General features: G+C 70.1%; 14 protein-coding genes. 8 read left to right on the forward strand and 6 right to left on the reverse strand.

The features are described 5' to 3' along the window. Positions 1-91: 91 nt before the first annotated feature. From AB0J06_RS15440 to AB0J06_RS15450, 3 genes are all read right to left on the reverse strand, one after another. The gene (locus tag AB0J06_RS15440; protein ID WP_357428808.1) at positions 92-1345 is read right to left on the reverse strand and encodes a phosphatidylserine decarboxylase; all 1254 of its coding nucleotides are present in this window, start codon (positions 1343-1345) and stop codon (positions 92-94) included. Positions 1346-1498: 153 nt separating this feature from the next. Further along, on the reverse strand, positions 1499-1876 hold the full coding sequence (locus tag AB0J06_RS15445) for a hypothetical protein (protein WP_357428810.1): 378 nt from the start codon (positions 1874-1876) through the stop codon (positions 1499-1501). Then, positions 1873-3720 (reverse strand): PspC domain-containing protein, encoded by a 1848-nt coding sequence (locus AB0J06_RS15450; protein WP_357428812.1) that lies wholly within the window; start codon positions 3718-3720, stop codon positions 1873-1875. Before AB0J06_RS15450 ends, AB0J06_RS15445 begins: the two co-directional genes overlap by 4 nt. Positions 3721-3953: 233 nt before the next feature. Between AB0J06_RS15450 and AB0J06_RS15455 the strand changes: the two genes are divergently transcribed. From AB0J06_RS15455 to AB0J06_RS15485, 7 genes are all read left to right on the forward strand, one after another. Then, on the forward strand, positions 3954-5195 hold the full coding sequence (locus tag AB0J06_RS15455) for a PspC domain-containing protein (RefSeq protein ID WP_357428814.1): 1242 nt from the start codon (positions 3954-3956) through the stop codon (positions 5193-5195). Continuing rightward, on the forward strand, positions 5195-5917 hold the full coding sequence (locus AB0J06_RS15460; RefSeq protein ID WP_357428817.1) for a response regulator transcription factor: 723 nt from the start codon (positions 5195-5197) through the stop codon (positions 5915-5917). The genes AB0J06_RS15455 and AB0J06_RS15460 overlap by 1 nt, the downstream gene beginning before the upstream one ends. Before the next feature lie 604 nt (positions 5918-6521). Continuing rightward, positions 6522-8165, forward strand: coding sequence for an ABC transporter substrate-binding protein (locus tag AB0J06_RS15465; RefSeq protein WP_357428819.1), 1644 nt, complete (start codon positions 6522-6524; stop codon positions 8163-8165). Between the two features lie 137 nt (positions 8166-8302). Beyond that, a complete protein-coding gene (locus AB0J06_RS15470; RefSeq protein ID WP_357428821.1) occupies positions 8303-9229 on the forward strand; it encodes an ABC transporter permease in 927 nt (308 codons plus the stop codon). Further along, the gene (locus AB0J06_RS15475; RefSeq protein ID WP_357428823.1) at positions 9222-10205 is read left to right on the forward strand and encodes an ABC transporter permease; all 984 of its coding nucleotides are present in this window, start codon (positions 9222-9224) and stop codon (positions 10203-10205) included. The genes AB0J06_RS15470 and AB0J06_RS15475 overlap by 8 nt, the downstream gene beginning before the upstream one ends. 9 nt (positions 10206-10214) lie before the next feature. Then, on the forward strand, positions 10215-11249 hold the full coding sequence (locus AB0J06_RS15480) for an ABC transporter ATP-binding protein (protein ID WP_357428825.1): 1035 nt from the start codon (positions 10215-10217) through the stop codon (positions 11247-11249). Further along, positions 11242-12258: a dipeptide ABC transporter ATP-binding protein gene (locus AB0J06_RS15485; RefSeq protein ID WP_357428827.1), complete on the forward strand. Its 1017-nt coding sequence runs from the start codon at positions 11242-11244 to the stop codon at positions 12256-12258. Before AB0J06_RS15480 ends, AB0J06_RS15485 begins: the two co-directional genes overlap by 8 nt. A 175-nt stretch (positions 12259-12433) precedes the next feature. Here the strand turns inward: AB0J06_RS15485 and AB0J06_RS15490 are convergent, their stop codons facing one another. Both AB0J06_RS15490 and AB0J06_RS15495 read right to left on the reverse strand, forming a co-directional pair. Then, positions 12434-12745: a chorismate mutase gene (locus AB0J06_RS15490; protein WP_357428829.1), complete on the reverse strand. Its 312-nt coding sequence runs from the start codon at positions 12743-12745 to the stop codon at positions 12434-12436. 274 nt (positions 12746-13019) lie between these two features. Further along, positions 13020-14873, reverse strand: coding sequence for a bifunctional metallophosphatase/5'-nucleotidase (locus AB0J06_RS15495; protein ID WP_357428831.1), 1854 nt, complete (start codon positions 14871-14873; stop codon positions 13020-13022). A gap of 210 nt (positions 14874-15083) precedes the next feature. On the opposite strand from AB0J06_RS15495, the gene pcrA reads away from it, so the two are divergent. Further along, complete coding sequence (pcrA, locus tag AB0J06_RS15500; protein WP_357428833.1) at positions 15084-17489, forward strand: DNA helicase PcrA; 2406 nt, start codon at positions 15084-15086, stop codon at positions 17487-17489. A gap of 127 nt (positions 17490-17616) precedes the next feature. Here the strand turns inward: pcrA and AB0J06_RS15505 are convergent, their stop codons facing one another. Beyond that, a complete protein-coding gene (locus tag AB0J06_RS15505) occupies positions 17617-18345 on the reverse strand; it encodes a M23 family metallopeptidase (protein ID WP_357428834.1) in 729 nt (242 codons plus the stop codon). Positions 18346-18358: the final 13 nt, after the last annotated feature.

Raw genomic sequence — 18358 nt, forward strand, 5'->3', positions numbered from 1 at the left:
CCAGGGCTTCCCCGTCGATCAAGGAGTAATAAACACGAGTTGATCGTCAACCGTGTGAATCACCCCTTGATCGACCGGAAAGTCCTTGAAGTCAGAGCCAGCGCGCGATCACCGACGCTCCGCCGAGCACCCGGTCGCCGGGGCCGACCAGCGCCTCGGCCGCGTCCGCCGGCAGGTAGACGTCCGTACGCGAGCCGAAGCGGATCAGTCCGAGGCGCTCGCCCTTGGCCAGCAGCGCCCCGACGGGCGCGCGCTGCACGATCCGACGCGCGATCAGACCCGTACGCTGGGCCACCACCACCGTGCCGCGAGCGGTGTCGAGCACCGTGTACGCGGCCACGTTGTGCTCGGCGGCCGGCTTCATCGCCGCGGCGAACCCACCGTCGACGACGAAGTAGTCCACCACCTTGCCGGCCACCGGGGTCCGGTTGACGTGCACGTCGAGCACCGACAGGAAGACCGCGATCCGGAGAAACTCCTGCTCGCCGAAGCGCTCGTCACGCAGCCGCTCCACCGACAGCACCCGGCCGTCACTGGCCGCCACCACCGCCGACTCGTCGTCGGGCACGTCGCGCTGCGGGTCGCGGAAGAAGGCCGCCACGGGGGCGGCGGCGAGCGCGGGAAGCAGCCACAGCTTCGACTTCGGTCGTGCCGCGCGGGTGAGCGCGGCCAGCCCCAGCGCGATGCCGGCCGCGGCCACCCCGTTGGAGTCGATGTGCATGTTCTGGGTCAGCGGCACGCTCGACGGGCGGTAGGCCGGGCCCAGCCGGCCCGCCACGGTGGCGTCGGCGGGCGTGAAGCGCAGCCGGTGGACGCGGACCGGCGGGGTGTTGCGCAGCACCAGGTCGGCGCCGACGCCGAAGAGCGCGCCCTGCCGCTCCAGCTCCGCGGTGGCACCCGACGTCATGCCCGGCAGCGCCGGCACGGCGGCGGCGAGCACACCGCCGTCGGTGAGGTACTTGTTGAGCCCGTCGAGGGTCGAGCGCGCCTCGTCGGCGGTGCCGGTCAGCGGTTGGCCGAGCACCAGCACGTCGGCCGGGTCGGCCTCGCCGACGGAGTCGACGACGCGGAGCCGGTCGGCCACCCAGCTGCCCTGCGCCGTGATGTGGTCGCGGAGCTGGGCGGCGCCGGTGCCGTCGGCCGGGACGACGGTGAGCGTGTCACCCGGCAGCAGCGCCTCGATCGCGGCGGCCAGCACCGCCGACTCGGCGTCGACCCCGACCAGCAGCGCGGACTTGGCGCCGTGGTGACGGGCCAGCTCGGTGGTCAGGGTGCGGGCGGCGCGGTCGCCGAGACGGACCGGGCCGCGGGGGCCGACCGTGCGCACGGCGGGGGACTGGGTCATGTCGTACGGGCTCCTCGCGGTGAAGACAGGACGGGCCGGGACGAGTGCCCGTGCCCGGCGGTGCCGGGGCGGGCGGGATGCAAACCGGCCGGCGGAGCCGAAACTCCACCGGCCAGCATATGCGCCTTTCCGGACCGGCCGCAGTGGCCGGCGTCAGGCCGGCCCCTCTCCGGCCCTTCCGTGCGGCGGCGCGGTGACCGGTTCCACTGGCGATCCGACCGGGAAACCCTCCGCCGGTGTGACCGGGGTCCCGCTGACGGGTCCCGGACCGCTCATCGGATCGGCCGGTGTGCCGGTGGTGGGCGTGACGTCGGACGACGTCGTCGCGTCGGCGGTGCGGGCGGCCGAGCGACCCGAGCGGAGGGCGCCCAGCAGACCGAACATGCCGAACAGGATGAGCGCGCTCGCGACGATCCATCCCACGGCGGGCAGTTCGAGATGGATCACCTGGGCGGCGAGCCACCAGGCCGCGATCCCAAGGAAGATCACGGAGAAGGTGAGCGAGACGCCGTCGGTGCGGTGCCCTTTCATCGGTATACCTCCACGTTGCCGGCGTTCACGTGCACGACGAGCCGCAGCTTCCCGCCGCCCGGCCCGTCCGGGCCGGCATCGGTGACGGTGCGGGCGGGCTGTTCGAAACCGCTCCAGGTGGTGTTGAAGACCCTGGCGTCGCCGGCCCTGACTTCGACCTGTGCGTCCACGTCGACGTTCGGTGGCAGGATCACCCGGAGTTGACCGAAGTCGACGGCCGTCGTCACCTGCGTGTCCCGTCCGCTGAAGTCGACCGACCGCAGATCGAGCACGGCGTCGCCGAACCGGTTGGCGTAGCGGTCGGCCAGATCCTCGTACGCCGCCGGCTGCCAGTTCACGTCGGCGCTCTCACCGCGTACCTGGGTGTAGGACTCCGACACGCTGGCGACGCCGAGCGCCGCCGAGACGACCAGCCCCAGCGCGATGAGCCAACGGGCCCGACCGAACCAGGCGCCGATCAGCAGCCCCAACGCGATCGTGACCAGCGCGCCGACGAAGTACGCCGAGACCGGCACCGCGGCGACATGCGTCAGATCGACCATCGCCACCAGGCCGAGCGCCACGAAGATCATCGAGAAGGTGGCCGCGCCGAGCGGGGAGCGCTCCTTCGGTTGCTTGGGTGGCTTGACCGGCTTGACGGGCGCCGCCTGGAAGCCGGGCGGGTAGGGACCGCGGCCGGCGTACGGACCGTGGGGGGCGAACGGTGCCCGGTAACCGCTCGGCGGCGGCGCGGCCGGCGGGTACGCCGCGGGGTCGGGCTGCGGTGCACCGAAGGGCGTCGCGAACGGCGGTGGCGCCGGGAACTGAGCCGCTGCCCCGAACTGCGGCGGGACGGCGTACGGAGCAGGGGCGGACGCGGTGCCGGGGAGATACGGCGATGGCGCGTGCGGCGACGCGGCGGTGCCGGAGTCCCCGGCCGACGGCGGGTAGGGCGTGACCGGCGTGCCCGGCATGGCCGGAGTCCCGGAGGGCCCGGTGGGCGGCATCCAGCCCGGCGTTGGCACCGCCCCGGGCGGGGGCGGGCCGACCGGATCGGGGGACGGGGTGAAGCGTCCCGGGCGCCCTCCGCTGTCGCGGTTGAGCAGCAGCGCACCCCCGATGAGGATCGCCGCGCCGAGCACGATGGCCCGGAACCCGTCGGTGACGATGAGCCCGAACATCACCGCCACGAGCACGCTCAGGATGAGCACCGTGATCGGCGACATGCTGGAACGGCCCCGGCCGAGCATCGACTCGACGGGGGACGCCGTGTCCCCCTCGTTCGGGATGACCAACCACGCGGCGAGATAGATGAGGATGCCGATGCCGCCGGCGAAGCCCAGCACGGCGAGCAGCACCCGCCACAGGATCGGATCCGTGTTGGTCGCCCGGCCGATCGCGGCGCAGACGCCGGCGAGGTACCGGCCATTGCGCGGGCGGACGAGGCCGTACCGGGAGGTGAAGGCCGACCCGGCGAACGGCGGCGGGTACCCGCCGCCCTGGCCCCATGGCGGCGGGCCGCCCGGGCCGGGCGGCGGCCCACCCGGCCCACCGGGCCCAGCGGTCCCACCCGATCCGCCCGGTGGCCCGCTCGGCGGTCCCGGGTTGGTCGGGTCGCCGTCGGCGGCCGGCGGGAACGGCCTGGTCGGGTCGCTGCCGGCCGGCGGGAACGCGGTGGTCGGCTCGTCGTCCGGGCCGTGGGAGAAGGCCGTCGGCGCGGCGCCGAGGTCGGTGGCGGTGGGCTCGTCGTGCGGGCGGGGCGCGTCGTTCGGATCGGAAGGCGCCGGGCCGGGCAGCGGGGGCCGCGCCCGAGCGGCGTCCTCCGTGTTCGCCGGTCTGCGGGACTCGGCAGCTTCGTCGGTCATGGTGACGATCCTGCTCCGCCGGGCACCCGAGCAACCTCCGGCGCCGACCCTGAGCGCACCCTGAGATCGCGGACGCGGCAATGTCCGGGGCGCGCCCCATGGCGACGGCGGGCCGCGGCATGTGACGATCGAAAGGGCCGGTACGCAGCGGGTATCGGCGCCGCCGGCCCGATCGGACGGGCGTGCCCGCCGCCCCTCCGCCGCCACGACAGGAGCCAGTCATCAGCACCCCGATGCAGCCGCCCCGCCTGTACCGCGCACGTGATCAGCGGGTGGTCGCCGGCGTCGCCGCCGGGATCGCGCACCACCTCGGCATCTCGGCCGTGCGGATCCGGATCGGGTTCGTCGTGTTGCTCAGCCTCAGCGGCCTGGGTGTGCTCCTCTACGCGGCGTTCTGGGCCGTGCTGCCGCCCCAGCCGGCGACCGCCGACCCGCCGCCCCGGCGCGACCTCAGCCAGTTGCTGCCGTTCGTGGCGATCGGGCTGGGCGTGATGCTGCTGCAGATCCTGCTCTTCGGCTCGGCGGGAGTGAGCGCCACCGCGGGCTGGCTGGTCGCGATCATCGCGGTCGGCGCCGGCATCATCTGGCACCAGTCCGCGCCGGAGCGACGGCAGATGTGGAGCGACACGCTCCCGCAGGTGCCCTGGCTCGCCGCCGTGGTCGACGAGACCGGCCGCCGCTCGTTCCTGCTGCGGTTCATCGGCGGCGGCGTGCTGGTGGCCGTCGGGGTCATCGGTGTGGTCGCGGTCTACTCGCCGCAGGGAAACTTCGACGCCGTCGTCAACGGCGTGATCTTCGCGCTGGTCGGGCTCGCCGGGGTCGGCGTGGTGGCCGCGCCGGTGCTCTGGCGTACGTACAACCAGCTGCGGGCCGAGCGGGAGGGGCGGATCCGCGAGCAGGAGCGGGCCGAGCTCGCCGCGATGGTGCATGACCAGGTGCTGCACACCCTCGCCCTGATCCAGCGCAACGCGGCCGACGTCAAGGCGGTGCAGCGGCTCGCCCGTGGGCAGGAGCGCTCGTTGCGCAATTGGCTCTACAAGCCGACCGCTTCGCCCACGGAGCGCTTCGCCGCCGCGCTGGAGCAGGCGGCGGCCGAGGTCGAGGACACGTACGCGATCACGGTGGAGGCGGTGGTGGTCGGTGACCGGGAGAACGACGAGCGGGTCGCGGCACTGGTCGCCGCCGCCCGCGAGGCCCTGGTGAACGCGGCGCGCCACGCCAAGGTGCAGACGGTGTCGCTCTACGCCGAGGTGGAGCCGGAGCAGCTCAGCGTGTTCGTACGGGACCGTGGCGCCGGCTTCGATCTGAGCACGGTGGAGGATCATCGCCACGGCGTACGCGGCTCGATCATCGGGCGTATGAAACGGCACGGCGGGCGGGCCGAGATCCGCAGTGAGCCGGGGGACGGCACCGAGGTGCGGCTGATCCTGCCGATGGCACGGGCCACCTCCAGCGCAGGGAAGGACAGACAGTGATGAACGACCAGCCGATCGAGGCCGGTACGGATCCGGGTACCGCGGAGGAGCGGCGTCTGCGCGTCTTCCTCGTCGACGACCATGCGATGTTCCGGGCGGGGGTCCGCGCCGAACTGGGTGCGCACGTGGATGTGATCGGCGAGGCGAGCACGGTGGCCGAGGCGGTCGCCCGGATCGCGACGATGGAGCCGGACGTCGTGCTGCTCGACGTACACATGCCGGATGGCGGCGGCCGGGCGGTGCTCGACGCGGTGCTGCGGGGCGCGCGCGACCGCGGCGCCCCTGCCCCCGCCGCGGCGTCGTCCGTCCGTTTCCTGGCCCTGTCGGTCTCCGACGCGGCCGAGGACGTGATCGGTCTGATCCGGGCCGGCGCGCGCGGGTACGTCACGAAGACGATCTCGCCCGACGACCTGGCGACCGCGATCCGGCGGGTCGCCGACGGCGACGCCGTGTTCAGCCCCCGGCTGGCCGGCTTCGTGCTGGACGCCTTCGCCGCCCGTCCCGACGCGCCGGTGGCCGACCCGGAGCTCGACCAGCTCACCAACCGGGAGCGCGAGGTGCTGCGTCTGTTGGCGCGGGGGTACGCCTACAAGGAGATCGCCAAAGAGCTCTTCATCTCGATCAAGACGGTGGAGACCCACGTCTCGAACGTCCTGCGCAAGCTGCAGATGTCCAACCGGTACGAGTTGTCCCGGTGGGCGGCGGACCGCCGACTCGTCTGAGCGTCGCGCACGCCCACGGCTCCGGTCCCGGCGACCTCGATCCCGCTTGTCGATCCATCCGTCGGTGGTCGTGGCGAGCCGAAGTGACATCGCCCGGATGGGCGAATACGGCGAGTGCCCGGCGAGCGTCGGAGAGTGGCGAAGTCGACGGAGGTGAGGTCGCCGGGACCGATCGTACTCTGGGGTATTGTTGCGAACCGGCGATCCGAAATCCCTGGTCAAAGGCCTTTCCTCACAAGGGAAATTGATCTTGATTCCGTATCGGCATCGTCCCGGCAGCGTATCGGCTTGATAACGGCACCTTCACGCAATGGGCATGTCGGTGTCACAGTGTCACTCACCTCACCCGACTGTGTGAGCGCTCAGGAGGCGCCTCATGCGCACGGACACCGCAATAACGGTTGTGTGTGCGAATGACTCTTCCTGGCGCGCCATGCCGCGGTGGTGGCGCGTCTGAGCGGATCATCAAGCGTCACGGGCTTCACCGATCTTCGGTGAAGCTCGCCGGCGGCGCGCCGGGCGGCGTCGGGCAGTTGGCCGGCGCTGACCGGGGGCTGCCGGATACAGCAGGAACACCAGCAATAACTAAAGGGAGGCCCCCGAAATGAGAGTTTCGAAGCGGGCGGGTGCGGTCGCTTTGACCGCTGCCGCTGCGCTCGTCGCGGCCGGCTGCAGCAGCGGCGACAGCGGCGGGAAGTCCGGTGGCGACACCGCCAACGGCGCCATCACGATCGACGGCACCCAGCCCGAGGTGGGGCTCATCCCCTCGAACACCACCGAGACCGGTGGCGGCAAGGTCGTCGACTTCATGTGGACCGGCCTGGTCACCTACCCCAACGACGGTGGTGCGCCGAAGAACGCGGTTGCCGAGTCGATCGAGACGACCGATTCCAAGGTCTACACGATCAAGCTCAAGAAGGGCACCAAGTTCCACGACGGCACCGAGGTGAAGGCGAAGAACTTCGTCGACGCCTGGAACTGGGGCGCCTACTCGCCCAACGGGGCCCAGAACGGCAGCTTCTTCAGCCAGATCGAGGGCTTCTCCGACGTCCACACCGAGGACCCGGACGGCCCGGACGGCGCGAAGAAGGCGCCGGAGCCCAAGGCCAAGGTGATGTCGGGCCTCAAGGTCGTCGACGAGCACACCTTCACGGTCACTCTCGGCGCGCCGTTCTCGATCTTCCCGACGATGCTCGGCTACAGCACCTTCATGCCGCTGCCGGACGCGTTCTTCACGAGCAAGCCCGAAGAGTTCGGCAAGAAGCCGGTCGGCAACGGCCCGGTGAAGTTCGTGTCGTGGCAGGACAACGTCGAGCTGAAGCTGACGCGCTTCGACGACTACAGCCTGGACGACAAGGTCAAGATCAAGGACGTCACCGTCAAGCTGTACCAGGACGACACGGCGGCCTACAACGACCTGCTGTCGAACAGCCTGGACTTCCAGCAGCAGATCCCCGTCTCGGCGCTCGCCGGTGACAAGTGGAAGAGCGACCTGGGCGACCGGGCGATCGACGCGCCGATCCCGTCGACCGGCATCATCGCCTTCCCGATCTACGACAAGCGCTTCCAGAACGCCGACCTGCGCAAGGCGATCTCGCTCGCGGTCAACCGTCAGGAGATCAGCGAGAAGATCTTCTTCGGTGCGCGCAAGCCCGCCAACAGCTGGGCGAACCCGCTCACCCCGGGTAACAAGGAAGGCAACTGCACCGCCTGCACGTACGACGCGACGCAGGCCAAGGCGCTGCTCGCCAAGGCCGGCGGCTTCCAGGGCGAGATGGTCTTCTACTACAACGCGGACGCCAGCCACAAGGAGTGGATGGAGGCCGTGGCGCAGAGCGTGAAGAACACGCTGGGCATCAACGCGCGCGCCGAGGGCATCCCGACCTTCGCCGTGTTCCGTCAGATGATCAACGCCCACCAGATGAAGGGCCCGTACCGCGCCGGTTGGCAGCAGGACTACCCGGACGTGGAGAACTGGGTCGGCCCGCTGTTCACCACGGGCGGTTCGTCGAACGACGGCCTGTACAGCAACAAGCAGGTTGACGAGCTGTACAAGCAGGGCACCGCTGCTGCTGACGTGGACGCGGCGCACGCCAAGTTCACCGAGGCGGTCGCGCAGGTCGACAAGGACGTCCCGACCATGCCGATCTACTTCTCGAACCAGCAGTCCGGCACCTCCAACAAGGTCAAGAACGTTCAGACGACCAACGTTGGCGAGATCGACCTCTCCTCGGTCGAGCTCAAGTAACTGACTGAAAGCCTCAGGTCCGGCCCACCTACCGGTGGGCCGGACCTGAGGCGGTCCGGTGGGGGTGCGAGCATCTGCCCCCGCTGCTCCACCAACCCGTGTCGGCGCCCTACCGGGCGCCTGTGTCTGGAGGACCCATGGGCCGTTACGTGCTGAGACGGCTGCTCCAACTAGTCCCCGTCTTCTTCGGGACCACCTTCCTCATCTACTTTCTCGTCTGGAGCGTCCCCGGCGATCCCTTCGCCGGCAAGTGCGGCGACAAGCGCTGCCCGGACTCCTACATCCAGTTCATGACGGAGAAGTACCACCTCAACGATCCGATCTGGACGCAGTACGGCAACTACATGAAGAACCTGCTCCAGGGTGATTTCGGAGTGAACTTCAGCGGTCGGGAAATCAGCGACATCATCCTCACCGCGTACCCGAACACGCTGAAGCTGGCCATCGTGGCCCTCGCCGTCGAGGCGCTCATCGGCCTCACCGCCGGTGTCCTCACCGGCCTGCGGCGCAACGGCTTCCTGGACAACCTGGTCCTGGTCTCGACGCTGTTCCTGATCGCCCTGCCGACGTTCGTCACCGGCTTCGTGCTGCAGTACCTCTTCGGCGTGCAGTGGCACATCGTCAACCCGACCGTCACGAACCCGCCCGGCTTCGCCGAGCTCATCCTCCCCGGGTTCGTCCTCGGCAGCGTCTCGATGGCCTACATCGCCCGGCTCGCCCGCACGAGCATCGCCGAGAACCGGCGCGCGGACTACGTCCGGACCGCCATCGCCAAGGGGCTGCCGATGCGTCGGGTGGTCGGCATCCACCTGCTGCGCAACTCGCTGATCCCGGTGGTCACCTACCTCGGCACCGACCTGGGCGCGCTGATGGGTGGCGCGATCATCACCGAGGGCATCTTCGGCATCAACGGGATCGGTCGAGAGGTCTACCGTTCGATCGTCACGAAGGAGAGCGCGGTCGTCGTCTCCATCGTGGTCGTCCTGGTGCTCATCTACCTGTTCATGAACCTGCTGGTCGACCTGCTCTACGCCGCACTTGACCCGAGGATCCGCTATGAGTGACCCGACTTTGGGATCGATGGCGACGACTCCGCCGGCGGAGCAGCCCACCGTTCCCGCGACCACGGCCGCCCCGAACGCCGGCCTGTCCGCTCCGGATCGCAAGGAGAAGCCGCGCGGACTGCTCGGTGACGCCTGGCACGACCTGAGCCGCAAGCCGCTCTTCTGGATCTCGTCGGGGTTCATCCTGCTGTTCCTGGTGATGGCCGCCTTCCCGACGCTGTTCACCTCGGTGGACCCGACGCACGGGCTGCTCGCCCGCAGCCGGGTCGAGCCGAGCGGCGACGCGTGGTTCGGCTACGACGTGCAGGGGCAGGACGTCTTCGCCCGGGTCATTCACGGCGCCCGAGCCTCGATCGTCGTCGCGGTCCTCTCCACGATCGGCACCGTGCTCATCGGTGGGACGCTCGGCATCATCGCCGGTTTCAAGGGCGGCTGGTTCGACACGATCCTGTCGCGGATCGCCGACATCTTCTTCGGCCTTCCGTTCGTGCTCGGCGCGATCGTCATCCTCTTCTCGTTCAACCCGCCGGGCTCCAACCGCGGCAAGTACGCGATCATGGGGATGGTCATCGCGTCGCTGGTCATTCTGAGCTGGCCGGTGTCGATGCGGATCATGCGCTCCGCGGTGCTGGCGAACAAGGAAGCGGACTACATCATGGCCGCGCGGGCCATGGGCGCAGGTCCGGGACGGATCATCCTCAAGCATCTGCTCCCGAACTGTCTCGCCCCGGTCCTCGTCTACTCGACGATCCTGATCGGATCCTTCATCGGCGCCGAGGCCACGCTGTCCTTCCTCGGCGTGGGCCTGAAGTCGCCGGTGGTCTCCTGGGGGATCATGATCAACGAGGCGCAGAACTACATCCGGGTGTCGCCGTTCCTGCTGCTGTTCCCCGCCGGGTTCCTTGTCGTCGCCGTGCTCAGCTTCGTCATGCTCGGCGAGGCGGTCCGCGAAGCCCTCGACCCGAAACTGCGGTAGGAGATCCAGGTGTCTGACGTAATCGTGTCCGAACCTCAGCTCGACACCTCGGGGCGTCCGACCGGCCGCCTGCTCGAGGTCGAGGACCTCCGCGTCGAGTTCCGCACCCGGGACGGCGTCGCGAAGGTCATCAACGGTGTGACGTACCACGTCGATGCCGGGGAAACACTCGCCGTGCTCGGCGAGTCCGGCTCCGGCAAGAGCGTGACCGCCCAGACGATCATGGGCATCCTTGACACTCCGCCCGGCTTCGTCACCGGTGGCCAGATCCGCTACCAGGGTCAGGACATGCTGAAGATGTCGGCGGAGCAGCGCCGGCGGATCCGTGGCGAGGGCATCGCCATGGTCTTCCAGGACGCGCTCTCCGCGCTGAACCCCGTCTTCAACGTCGGGTTCCAGATCGCCGAGCAGTTCCGGATCCGGCGGGGGATGAGCCGCGGTGACGCCAAGAAGCGCGCCATCGAGATGCTCGACCAGGTCAAGATCCCCAACGCGAAGCAGCGGGTGACCGAATACCCGCACCAGTTCTCCGGTGGTATGCGGCAGCGCGTCATGATCGCCATGTCGCTGGCGCTCGACCCGCAGGTGCTGATCGCGGACGAGCCGACCACCGCGCTCGACGTCACGGTGCAGGCGCAGATCATGGACCTGCTCGCGGAACTCCAGCGCGAGCGGCAGATGGGTCTCATCCTGATCACCCACGACCTGGGCGTGGTCGCCGACGTCGCGGACCGGATCGCGGTCATGTACGCGGGGCGGATCGTCGAAGAGGCGAACGTCCACGAGCTGTACGGGAAGCCGGCCCACCCCTACACCCTGGGGCTGCTCGAGTCGATCCCGCGGATCGACGAGAAGGGTCAGCAGCTGCGGACGATCAAGGGGCTCCCGCCGAGCCTGCTGAAGATCCCGTCCGGGTGCCCGTTCCACCCGCGTTGCCCCATGGCGCAGCCGGTGTGTCAGGAGAAGGTGCCCCCGCTGCTGCAGCTCGGGCCGACCCGGGCCAGCGCCTGCCACTTCGCCGAGGAGCTTGTGAGCCGTGACTGAGAAAATCCTCGAGGTCCGTGACCTGGTCAAGCACTACCCCGTGACCCGTGGCGTGGTCTTCAAGAAGACCATCGGCCACGTCCAGGCCGTCGACGGGGTCTCGCTCGACCTGCACTCGGGCGAGACGCTCGGTGTGGTCGGCGAGTCGGGGTGCGGCAAGTCGACCCTCGCCCGGGTGCTGATGAACCTGGAGAAGCCGACGGGCGGCACCGTCCGTTACCGCGGCCAGGACATCTACTCCCAGCGCGGGGCGGATCTGCGCCGGCTGCGGCGTCAGATCCAGCTCGTCATGCAGGACCCGTACACCTCGCTCAACCCCCGGATGACCGTCGGTGACCTCATCGGCGAGCCGTTCGAGATCCACCCGGACGTCGCCCCCAAGGCGAGCCGGCGACAGAAGGTGCAGGAGCTGCTGGAGGTGGTCGGGCTCAACCCCGAGCACATCAACCGCTACCCGCACCAGTTCTCCGGCGGCCAGCGTCAGCGCATCGGCATCGCCCGCGCACTGGCTCTGCGTCCGGAGATCATCGTCTGCGACGAGCCCGTCTCGGCGCTGGACGTGTCGATCCAGGCCCAGGTGATGAACCTCCTGGAGAAGCTGCAGAACGAGTTCGGTCTCGCCTACATCTTCATCGCCCACGATCTCTCCGTGGTCCGGCATCTCTCCGACCGCGTCGCGGTGATGTACCTCGGCAAGATCGTGGAGACCGGCACGGAAGACGAGATCTACGAGCGGCCGACCCACCCGTACACCCAGGCGCTGCTCTCGGCCGTCCCGGTGCCCGACCCGAACAGCCGGCAGAACAAGGCGATCATCCGGCTCACCGGCGACGTGCCGAGCCCGGCCGACCCGCCGTCGGGATGCCGCTTCCGCACCCGGTGCTGGAAGGCGCAGGACATCTGCGCCACGGAGCCGCCGGCGCTGGAGACGCGTCCCGGCTCGGACCACCCCAGCGCCTGTCACTTCGCGGAGAAGCGGGAGATCGTCCCGACCCACGAGGCGGCGTAACCCTCGCGCTTGCCGGAGTCGGCGACGACTCCGGCAAGCCGTGGCGTCGCACCCGCCCCGCACGCCTCCCGCGGCGCCCGGGCGGTCGCGCACGGGCGTCGCGGGCTGGTCGCGTTGACGCGGACGCGGTCCCGGTCACGGGAAAATGCCTCCGGTGACGGCTGCGGATCGCGCTTCACAGTGGTCCGCGGCCGGCCCGGAGCAGCAGCAGGGCGAGCTGGGTGCCGTCGGCGCCGAGAGCGGCGCGGAAGCGCTCCAGAATCTCGCGCTCACGGGAGAGGACCAGTCGCGTCCCGCCCGAGGCCAACCGTGTCTTACCGACCTGTTGCGACAGCGCTGCCCGTTCCTGCCAGAGCGCGATCAGCGCGTTGTCGATCTCATCGATGCGTTCGCGCAGGTCGGTGATGCGCTCTGCCGCCTCCGGCGCGTTGGTGCCGGTCTGCGCGGCCGGGCCGTCGGTCTGCTGTTCCACCACGTTCGCCTTCATTCGGTGCTCCTGGGGTCCAGGCCCCCGGCTCTCCGAACCCGGAAGCGAAAAGCCCCGGGCTCAGGAGCCCGGGGCTTTTCGTAGGTCTGTGTGCTCAGGCGCGACCTACGGCTGCCGGACTCCCGCAGCCGTAGTAAAAGTAAAAGCGCGCCTCGTGGATCACGTGGTCGAGTATGCCCACGTTGACGCTGGGTTCGCAAGCATTCGCCAGTTAATGGGACGGACCCGGATTCGAGCGGCTGGGATGCCGTCCGGATCCGGGCCCGTACCCGGGTCATCCCAGCCGCGTGATGCGGTTCGCCGGCCCCGGCGCGACCGGTGCGCCGGCCCCGAGGTAGCCCACGAGCGCGTCCACGTCGAAGCCGTTCGCCGTGGTCCGGCCGGTCCCCGCCGAGAGCGTCGTGAACCCGTCGCCGCCGTTGGCCAGGAAGTCGTTGGTGGTCACCCGGTAGCTCGCGGCCGGGTCGATTGGGACGCCGTTGAGCGAGAGCCCGCTGACCCGCTGCCCGGCCGAGAGCCTCGTGTCGTACGAGTAGGTGAGGCCCGCCGACACCTGCAGCACCCGCTGGCTGGTCTGTCCGGCGAAGCCCACGAACTGCTGCTCCAGCACGTCCTTGAGCTGGGCCCCGGTGAGGGTCTGCGTCACCACCAGATTGTTGAACGGCTGCACGGTGAACGCCTCGCCGTAGGTGATCTGTCCGGGGGCCTCGCCGCCGCTGGAGGCGGCGTAGGAGAGCGAGGCCCGGACGCCACCCGGGTTCATCAGGGCGATCTGCGCGCCGTTGTCGCGGGTCCAGGCGAGCTGGGCGTCGGCGATGACGTCACCGAGCGGGCTCTCCTGGTTGGGCTGGTTGTCCCGGACGATGTCCGCGGTGATCGCGCCCACGACCCGGTTGGCGATCGGAGCGACCGCGGTCCGGTACGTGTCGGCGAGCGCCTTGGCCTGCGGATCCACCAGCGCCGCGTTGCGCACGTAGCTGCCCGGCGTGGTCTGGCGCCAGGTGCCGTCCGCGTCGCGGACGCCGTTCTCGACGATCACGTTGCGCGCGGAGATCTCCGCGAAACGTCCGCTGCGCCGGTCGATCGAGTAGTCGATGTCGGTGATCAGCTGGCCGTTGCTGCCGGCGCTGGTCACCACGGTCTGCGCGCCCGACGAGTTCGGCAGCGAGCACGAGTAGAACCGGTGCGTGTGCCCGGAGACGACCAGCCCGAATTCGGGTCGGAGCCCGGCGACGATCGGCACGACCGGGCCGGAGAAGTTGGCGCAGTCGGAGATGCCGGGAGTGGTCGGCGGCGCGGACTGCTGGCCCCCTTCGTGCAGGAGCAGGACGAGGGACTTCACGCCGAAGCTGCGCAGCAGGCCGCCCCACTTGTTGGCGGTCTCGACCTCGTCGGAGAACTCCACCGAGGTGATCCCGGCCGGGTTGACGATGCGCGGGGTGCCCTTGAGGGTGAGTCCGACGAAGCCGACCGGGACGCCGTCGACCAACCGCAGGTCGACCGGGGGGAGGACCGGCAGGCCCGTGCGCTTGCTGACGGTGTTCGCGGCGAGGTAGTTGAACTTCGCCCCGGCGAACTCGTGGCCGGCCTTGCAGCCGTCCACCGGGTGGCAGCCGCCCTTGGTCATGCGGATCAGCTCGTCGACGCCTTCGTCGAACTCGTGGTTACCGACGGAGCTGATGTCGAGCCCGACGAGGTCCATCAGCTCGATCGTCGGCTCGTCGTGGAACGCGGCGCTGACCAGCGGGCTCGCGCCGATCAGGTCACCGGCTCCGACCGTGGTGGTCTTGCGGCCCTCGGCCGCGGCTTCGGCGCGGAGCTTCTTGAGCCAGGTCGCGAGGTATTCGACGCCGCCGGCGGGAGTGCCGTTGACGACCGCGCCGCTGCCCGTGGGCGGGTCGATGGCGCCGTGGAAGTCGTTGTAGCTCAGGAAGTTGCCCTTGACGGTCGCGGCGGCGGGTGTGCCGTAGGAGACCGTGACCGGGGCGAGCGCCGCCGCGGAGCGGTCGGCGGTCGTGGTCGTGGAGGTTGTCGTCGCCATCGGTATCGTGGCGATGACGGCCAGTGCGAGGGCGGGCGTGGCGAGGTGACGCAGGGCCGCCCAGCCGCGCGAGCGCGGTCGGCTCATCGGTTTCTCCCAGTCGATGGGGCGGACGGTCGTCCCGCGGCGGATGCCGGCCGGGACCGTCCTGGGGGATCACCCGTCATAGTTCTCGACCGGGGATGAACACGCCAGAGCTGACGGATGACAGCTTGGTGTCCATCGGGGCCGCGGACACCCGACGCGCGTGTCCTGCGGGTCGGGGATGTCGGACCGGCGGCATAGAATCGCCGTGCGATGCATGCTCTCTTCGAAACCCCGCCGGTCCAGTCCACGCCACCACGCCGCTCCCACGGCGCGGGCCTCGACGCCCAGGCTCTCCTCGTCGGTCTGAACGGGCCGCAGCGCGACGCGGTGACCCATGCCGGCGCGCCGCTGTTGATCGTGGCGGGTGCGGGGTCGGGGAAGACCCGGGTCCTGACCCACCGGATCGCCTACCTGCTCGCCGCCCGTGACGTCCATCCGGGCGAGATCATCGCGATCACCTTCACCAACAAGGCCGCCGGCGAGATGAAGGAGCGGGTCGCCGCGTTGGTCGGGCCGCGCGCCCGGCTGATGTGGGTGTCGACCTTCCATTCGGCGTGCGTGCGGATCCTGCGGGCCGAGCACGAGCACGCCGGGCTGAAGTCGACCTTCTCGATCTACGATGCCGACGACTCGCGGCGGTTGATGCAGATGGTCGTCCGTGAGCTCGACCTGGACCCGAAGCGTTATCCGGCGCGGGGCCTGGCGGCGCAGGTCTCCAACCTGAAAAACGAGCTGGTCGACCCGGAGGAGTTCGCGGGTCGGGCCAACGGGCCCAACGAGCGGGCGCTGGCCGAGGCCTACACGCTCTACCAGCGGCGACTCAAAGAGGCGCACGCGCTCGACTTCGACGACCTGATCATGACAACGGTGCACCTCCTCCAGGCGCATCCGCATGTGGCGGAGAGCTACCGCCGCCGGTTCCGGCACGTGCTCGTCGACGAGTACCAGGACACCAACCACGCGCAGTACACCCTGATCAAGGAGCTGGTGGGGGCGGCCGACGATGGCCTGCCGATCGAGCCGGCCGAACTCTGCGTCGTCGGCGACGCCGACCAGTCGATCTACGCGTTCCGCGGCGCGACGATCCGCAACATCCTCGAGTTCGAGCGGGACTTCACCAGCGCCCGCACCATCCTCCTGGAGCAGAACTACCGCTCCACACAGACCATCCTCAACGCCGCCAACGCCGTGATCAACAACAACACGTCGCGTAAGCCGAAGCGGCTCTGGAGCGACGAGGGGGCCGGCGAGCAGATCGTCGGCTACGTGGCCGACACCGAGCACGCCGAGGCCGACTGGGTGGCACGGGAGATCGACCGGCTCTGCGACGACGGGTCGGCCCGTCCGGCCGACGTCGCGGTCTTCTACCGCACCAACGCGCAGTCCCGCGTGTTCGAAGAGGTGTTCATCCGGGTCGGGTTGCCCTACAAGGTGGTCGGCGGGGTGCGCTTCTACGAGCGCAAGGAGGTCCGCGACGCGTTGGCCTACCTGCGTGCCGTCGTCAACGACGACGACACGGTGAGCCTCCGCCGGGTCCTCAACACCCCCCGCCGGGGGATCGGCGAGCGGGCCGAGGCGTGCGTCGAGGCGTTGGCCGCGCGGGATCGGATCTCGTTCGGCGCGGCGCTGCGCCGCGCCGTCGAGGCGCCCGGCATCTCCACGCGGGCCGCCAACTCGATCGCCGACTTCGTCGCGCTCCTTGACGGCGCCCGCGAGCTGGCCGCGAACGGTTCCCCGGAAGATGTGCTGGAGGCGGTCCTGCTCCGGTCGGGCTACCTCGCCGAGCTGGAGGAGAGCCTCGACCCGCAGGACGCCGGGCGGGTCGAGAACCTCCAGGAGCTGGTCAGCGTCGCCCGGGAGTACACCGAGCGGGTTGAGGGGCAGGCCGAGGAGGGGGAAACCGGCGCGACGCTCGCCGGTTTCCTCGAGCAGGTCGCGCTCGTCGCCGACGCCGACCAGATTCCGAGTGACGACCCCGAGCACCAGGGCGTGGTCACGCTGATGACCCTGCACACCGCCAAGGGGCTGGAGTTCCCGGTGGTGTTCCTGACCGGCCTCGAAGACGGGGTCTTCCCGCACCTGCGCTCGCTCGGCGACACCCGCGAGCTGGAGGAGGAGCGCCGGCTCGCCTACGTCGGCATCACCCGAGCCCGCCAGCGCCTCTACCTGTCCCGTGCGGTGACCCGGTCGGCGTGGGGACAGCCCGCCTACAACCCGCCGTCCCGCTTCGTCGCGGAGCTGCCGGTGGAGCTCGTGCGCTGGGAGCGCACCGAAGGCTCCTACACGTCCTGGTCCGGCACGGGCGGCGGCGTCGGTGGGCGGGCGGGCGGCGCCGAGCGTTCGGCCGCCGCGCGTGGCGGTGGCTTCGCCGGCGGTACGCCGAAGGCGGCCCGCCTCGCCGAACGGCTCGGCATCGACGGCAGTCGGTTGGCCACGGCGAGCGAGCTGCCCCAGGCTCCGAAGGTCGCGGTAGGGGACCGGGTCAACCACCAACGCTACGGCCTGGGTCGGGTGCTCGCCGTCGAAGGACACGGACCGGGTGCGCGGGCGCAGATCGACTTCGGTGAGCAGACCATGTGGCTCGTGCTGCGGCACGCGCCGCTCGACAAGCTCTGAACCCTCCGTTCGTCCACGTGTAGTCGGAAGCCCGGTTCGCTGACCGAACCGGGCTTCCGGGCAACACAGAGTGATCAAAAATCGCCCGCGCCGGACCGGCGCGGGCGATTGTGAGGCGTGGCGGAGGTCACTGACTCCCGGTGCCGCCGTAGATTGCCTCGATCTGCAGCTTGATGTCGACGCCCTTGGCCCGCAGATACGGGATCGGGTCCTTGGCCTGCCCGTTGGCGTGCACCTCAAGGTGCAGGTGGGCACCGTAGGAGTGGCCGGTGTTGCCCACCTCGCCGAGCACATCGCCGGCCTTGACCTGCTGGCCGACCTTCACGTTGATCTTCGACGAGTGGCCGTAGACGGACTCGGTCCCGTCGTCGTGCCGGACGATCACGCAGTAGCCGTAGCCGCCGTTCCAGCCCGCCAACGTCACGGTGCCGGAGTGGATCGCGCCGTAGGGGGTGCCCTCGGGGGCGGCGAGATCGATGCCGCCGTGCAGCTTGCCCCAGCGCATCCCGTAGGGAGAGGTGAAGGTGTAGCCGTGCAGGGGGAGCAGCCAGACATCCGGCGCGGCCTGCGTCATCGAGGTGGCGAGCCCGGCGCGTTCGGTGTCACGCGAGGCGCGAGCGGCATCCTGGGCGCGGGTCGACGCGTCCGTGGTCGTCGCGCTCGCGGTCTCCAGGTCGGCCAGGGTCGAGGGGCTCACCGTCTTGGCGTCGGGAAGGGCCGCGCCGGCGCCGAGGGCGACGATGCCGGCACCGACGAACGCGGTGGTGACGACGGCGGCGTAGCGGCTCCGCGGGGGGGTGGGCACGCGGCGGCGGCCGCGATATCGGTCGGGCTCAGACGACAGGCGCTGGCGCACGCACACCCTCCGT

The sequence above is a fragment of the Micromonospora sp. NPDC049679 genome (assembly GCF_040659735.1).
Lineage (GTDB): Bacteria > Actinomycetota > Actinomycetes > Mycobacteriales > Micromonosporaceae > Micromonospora_I.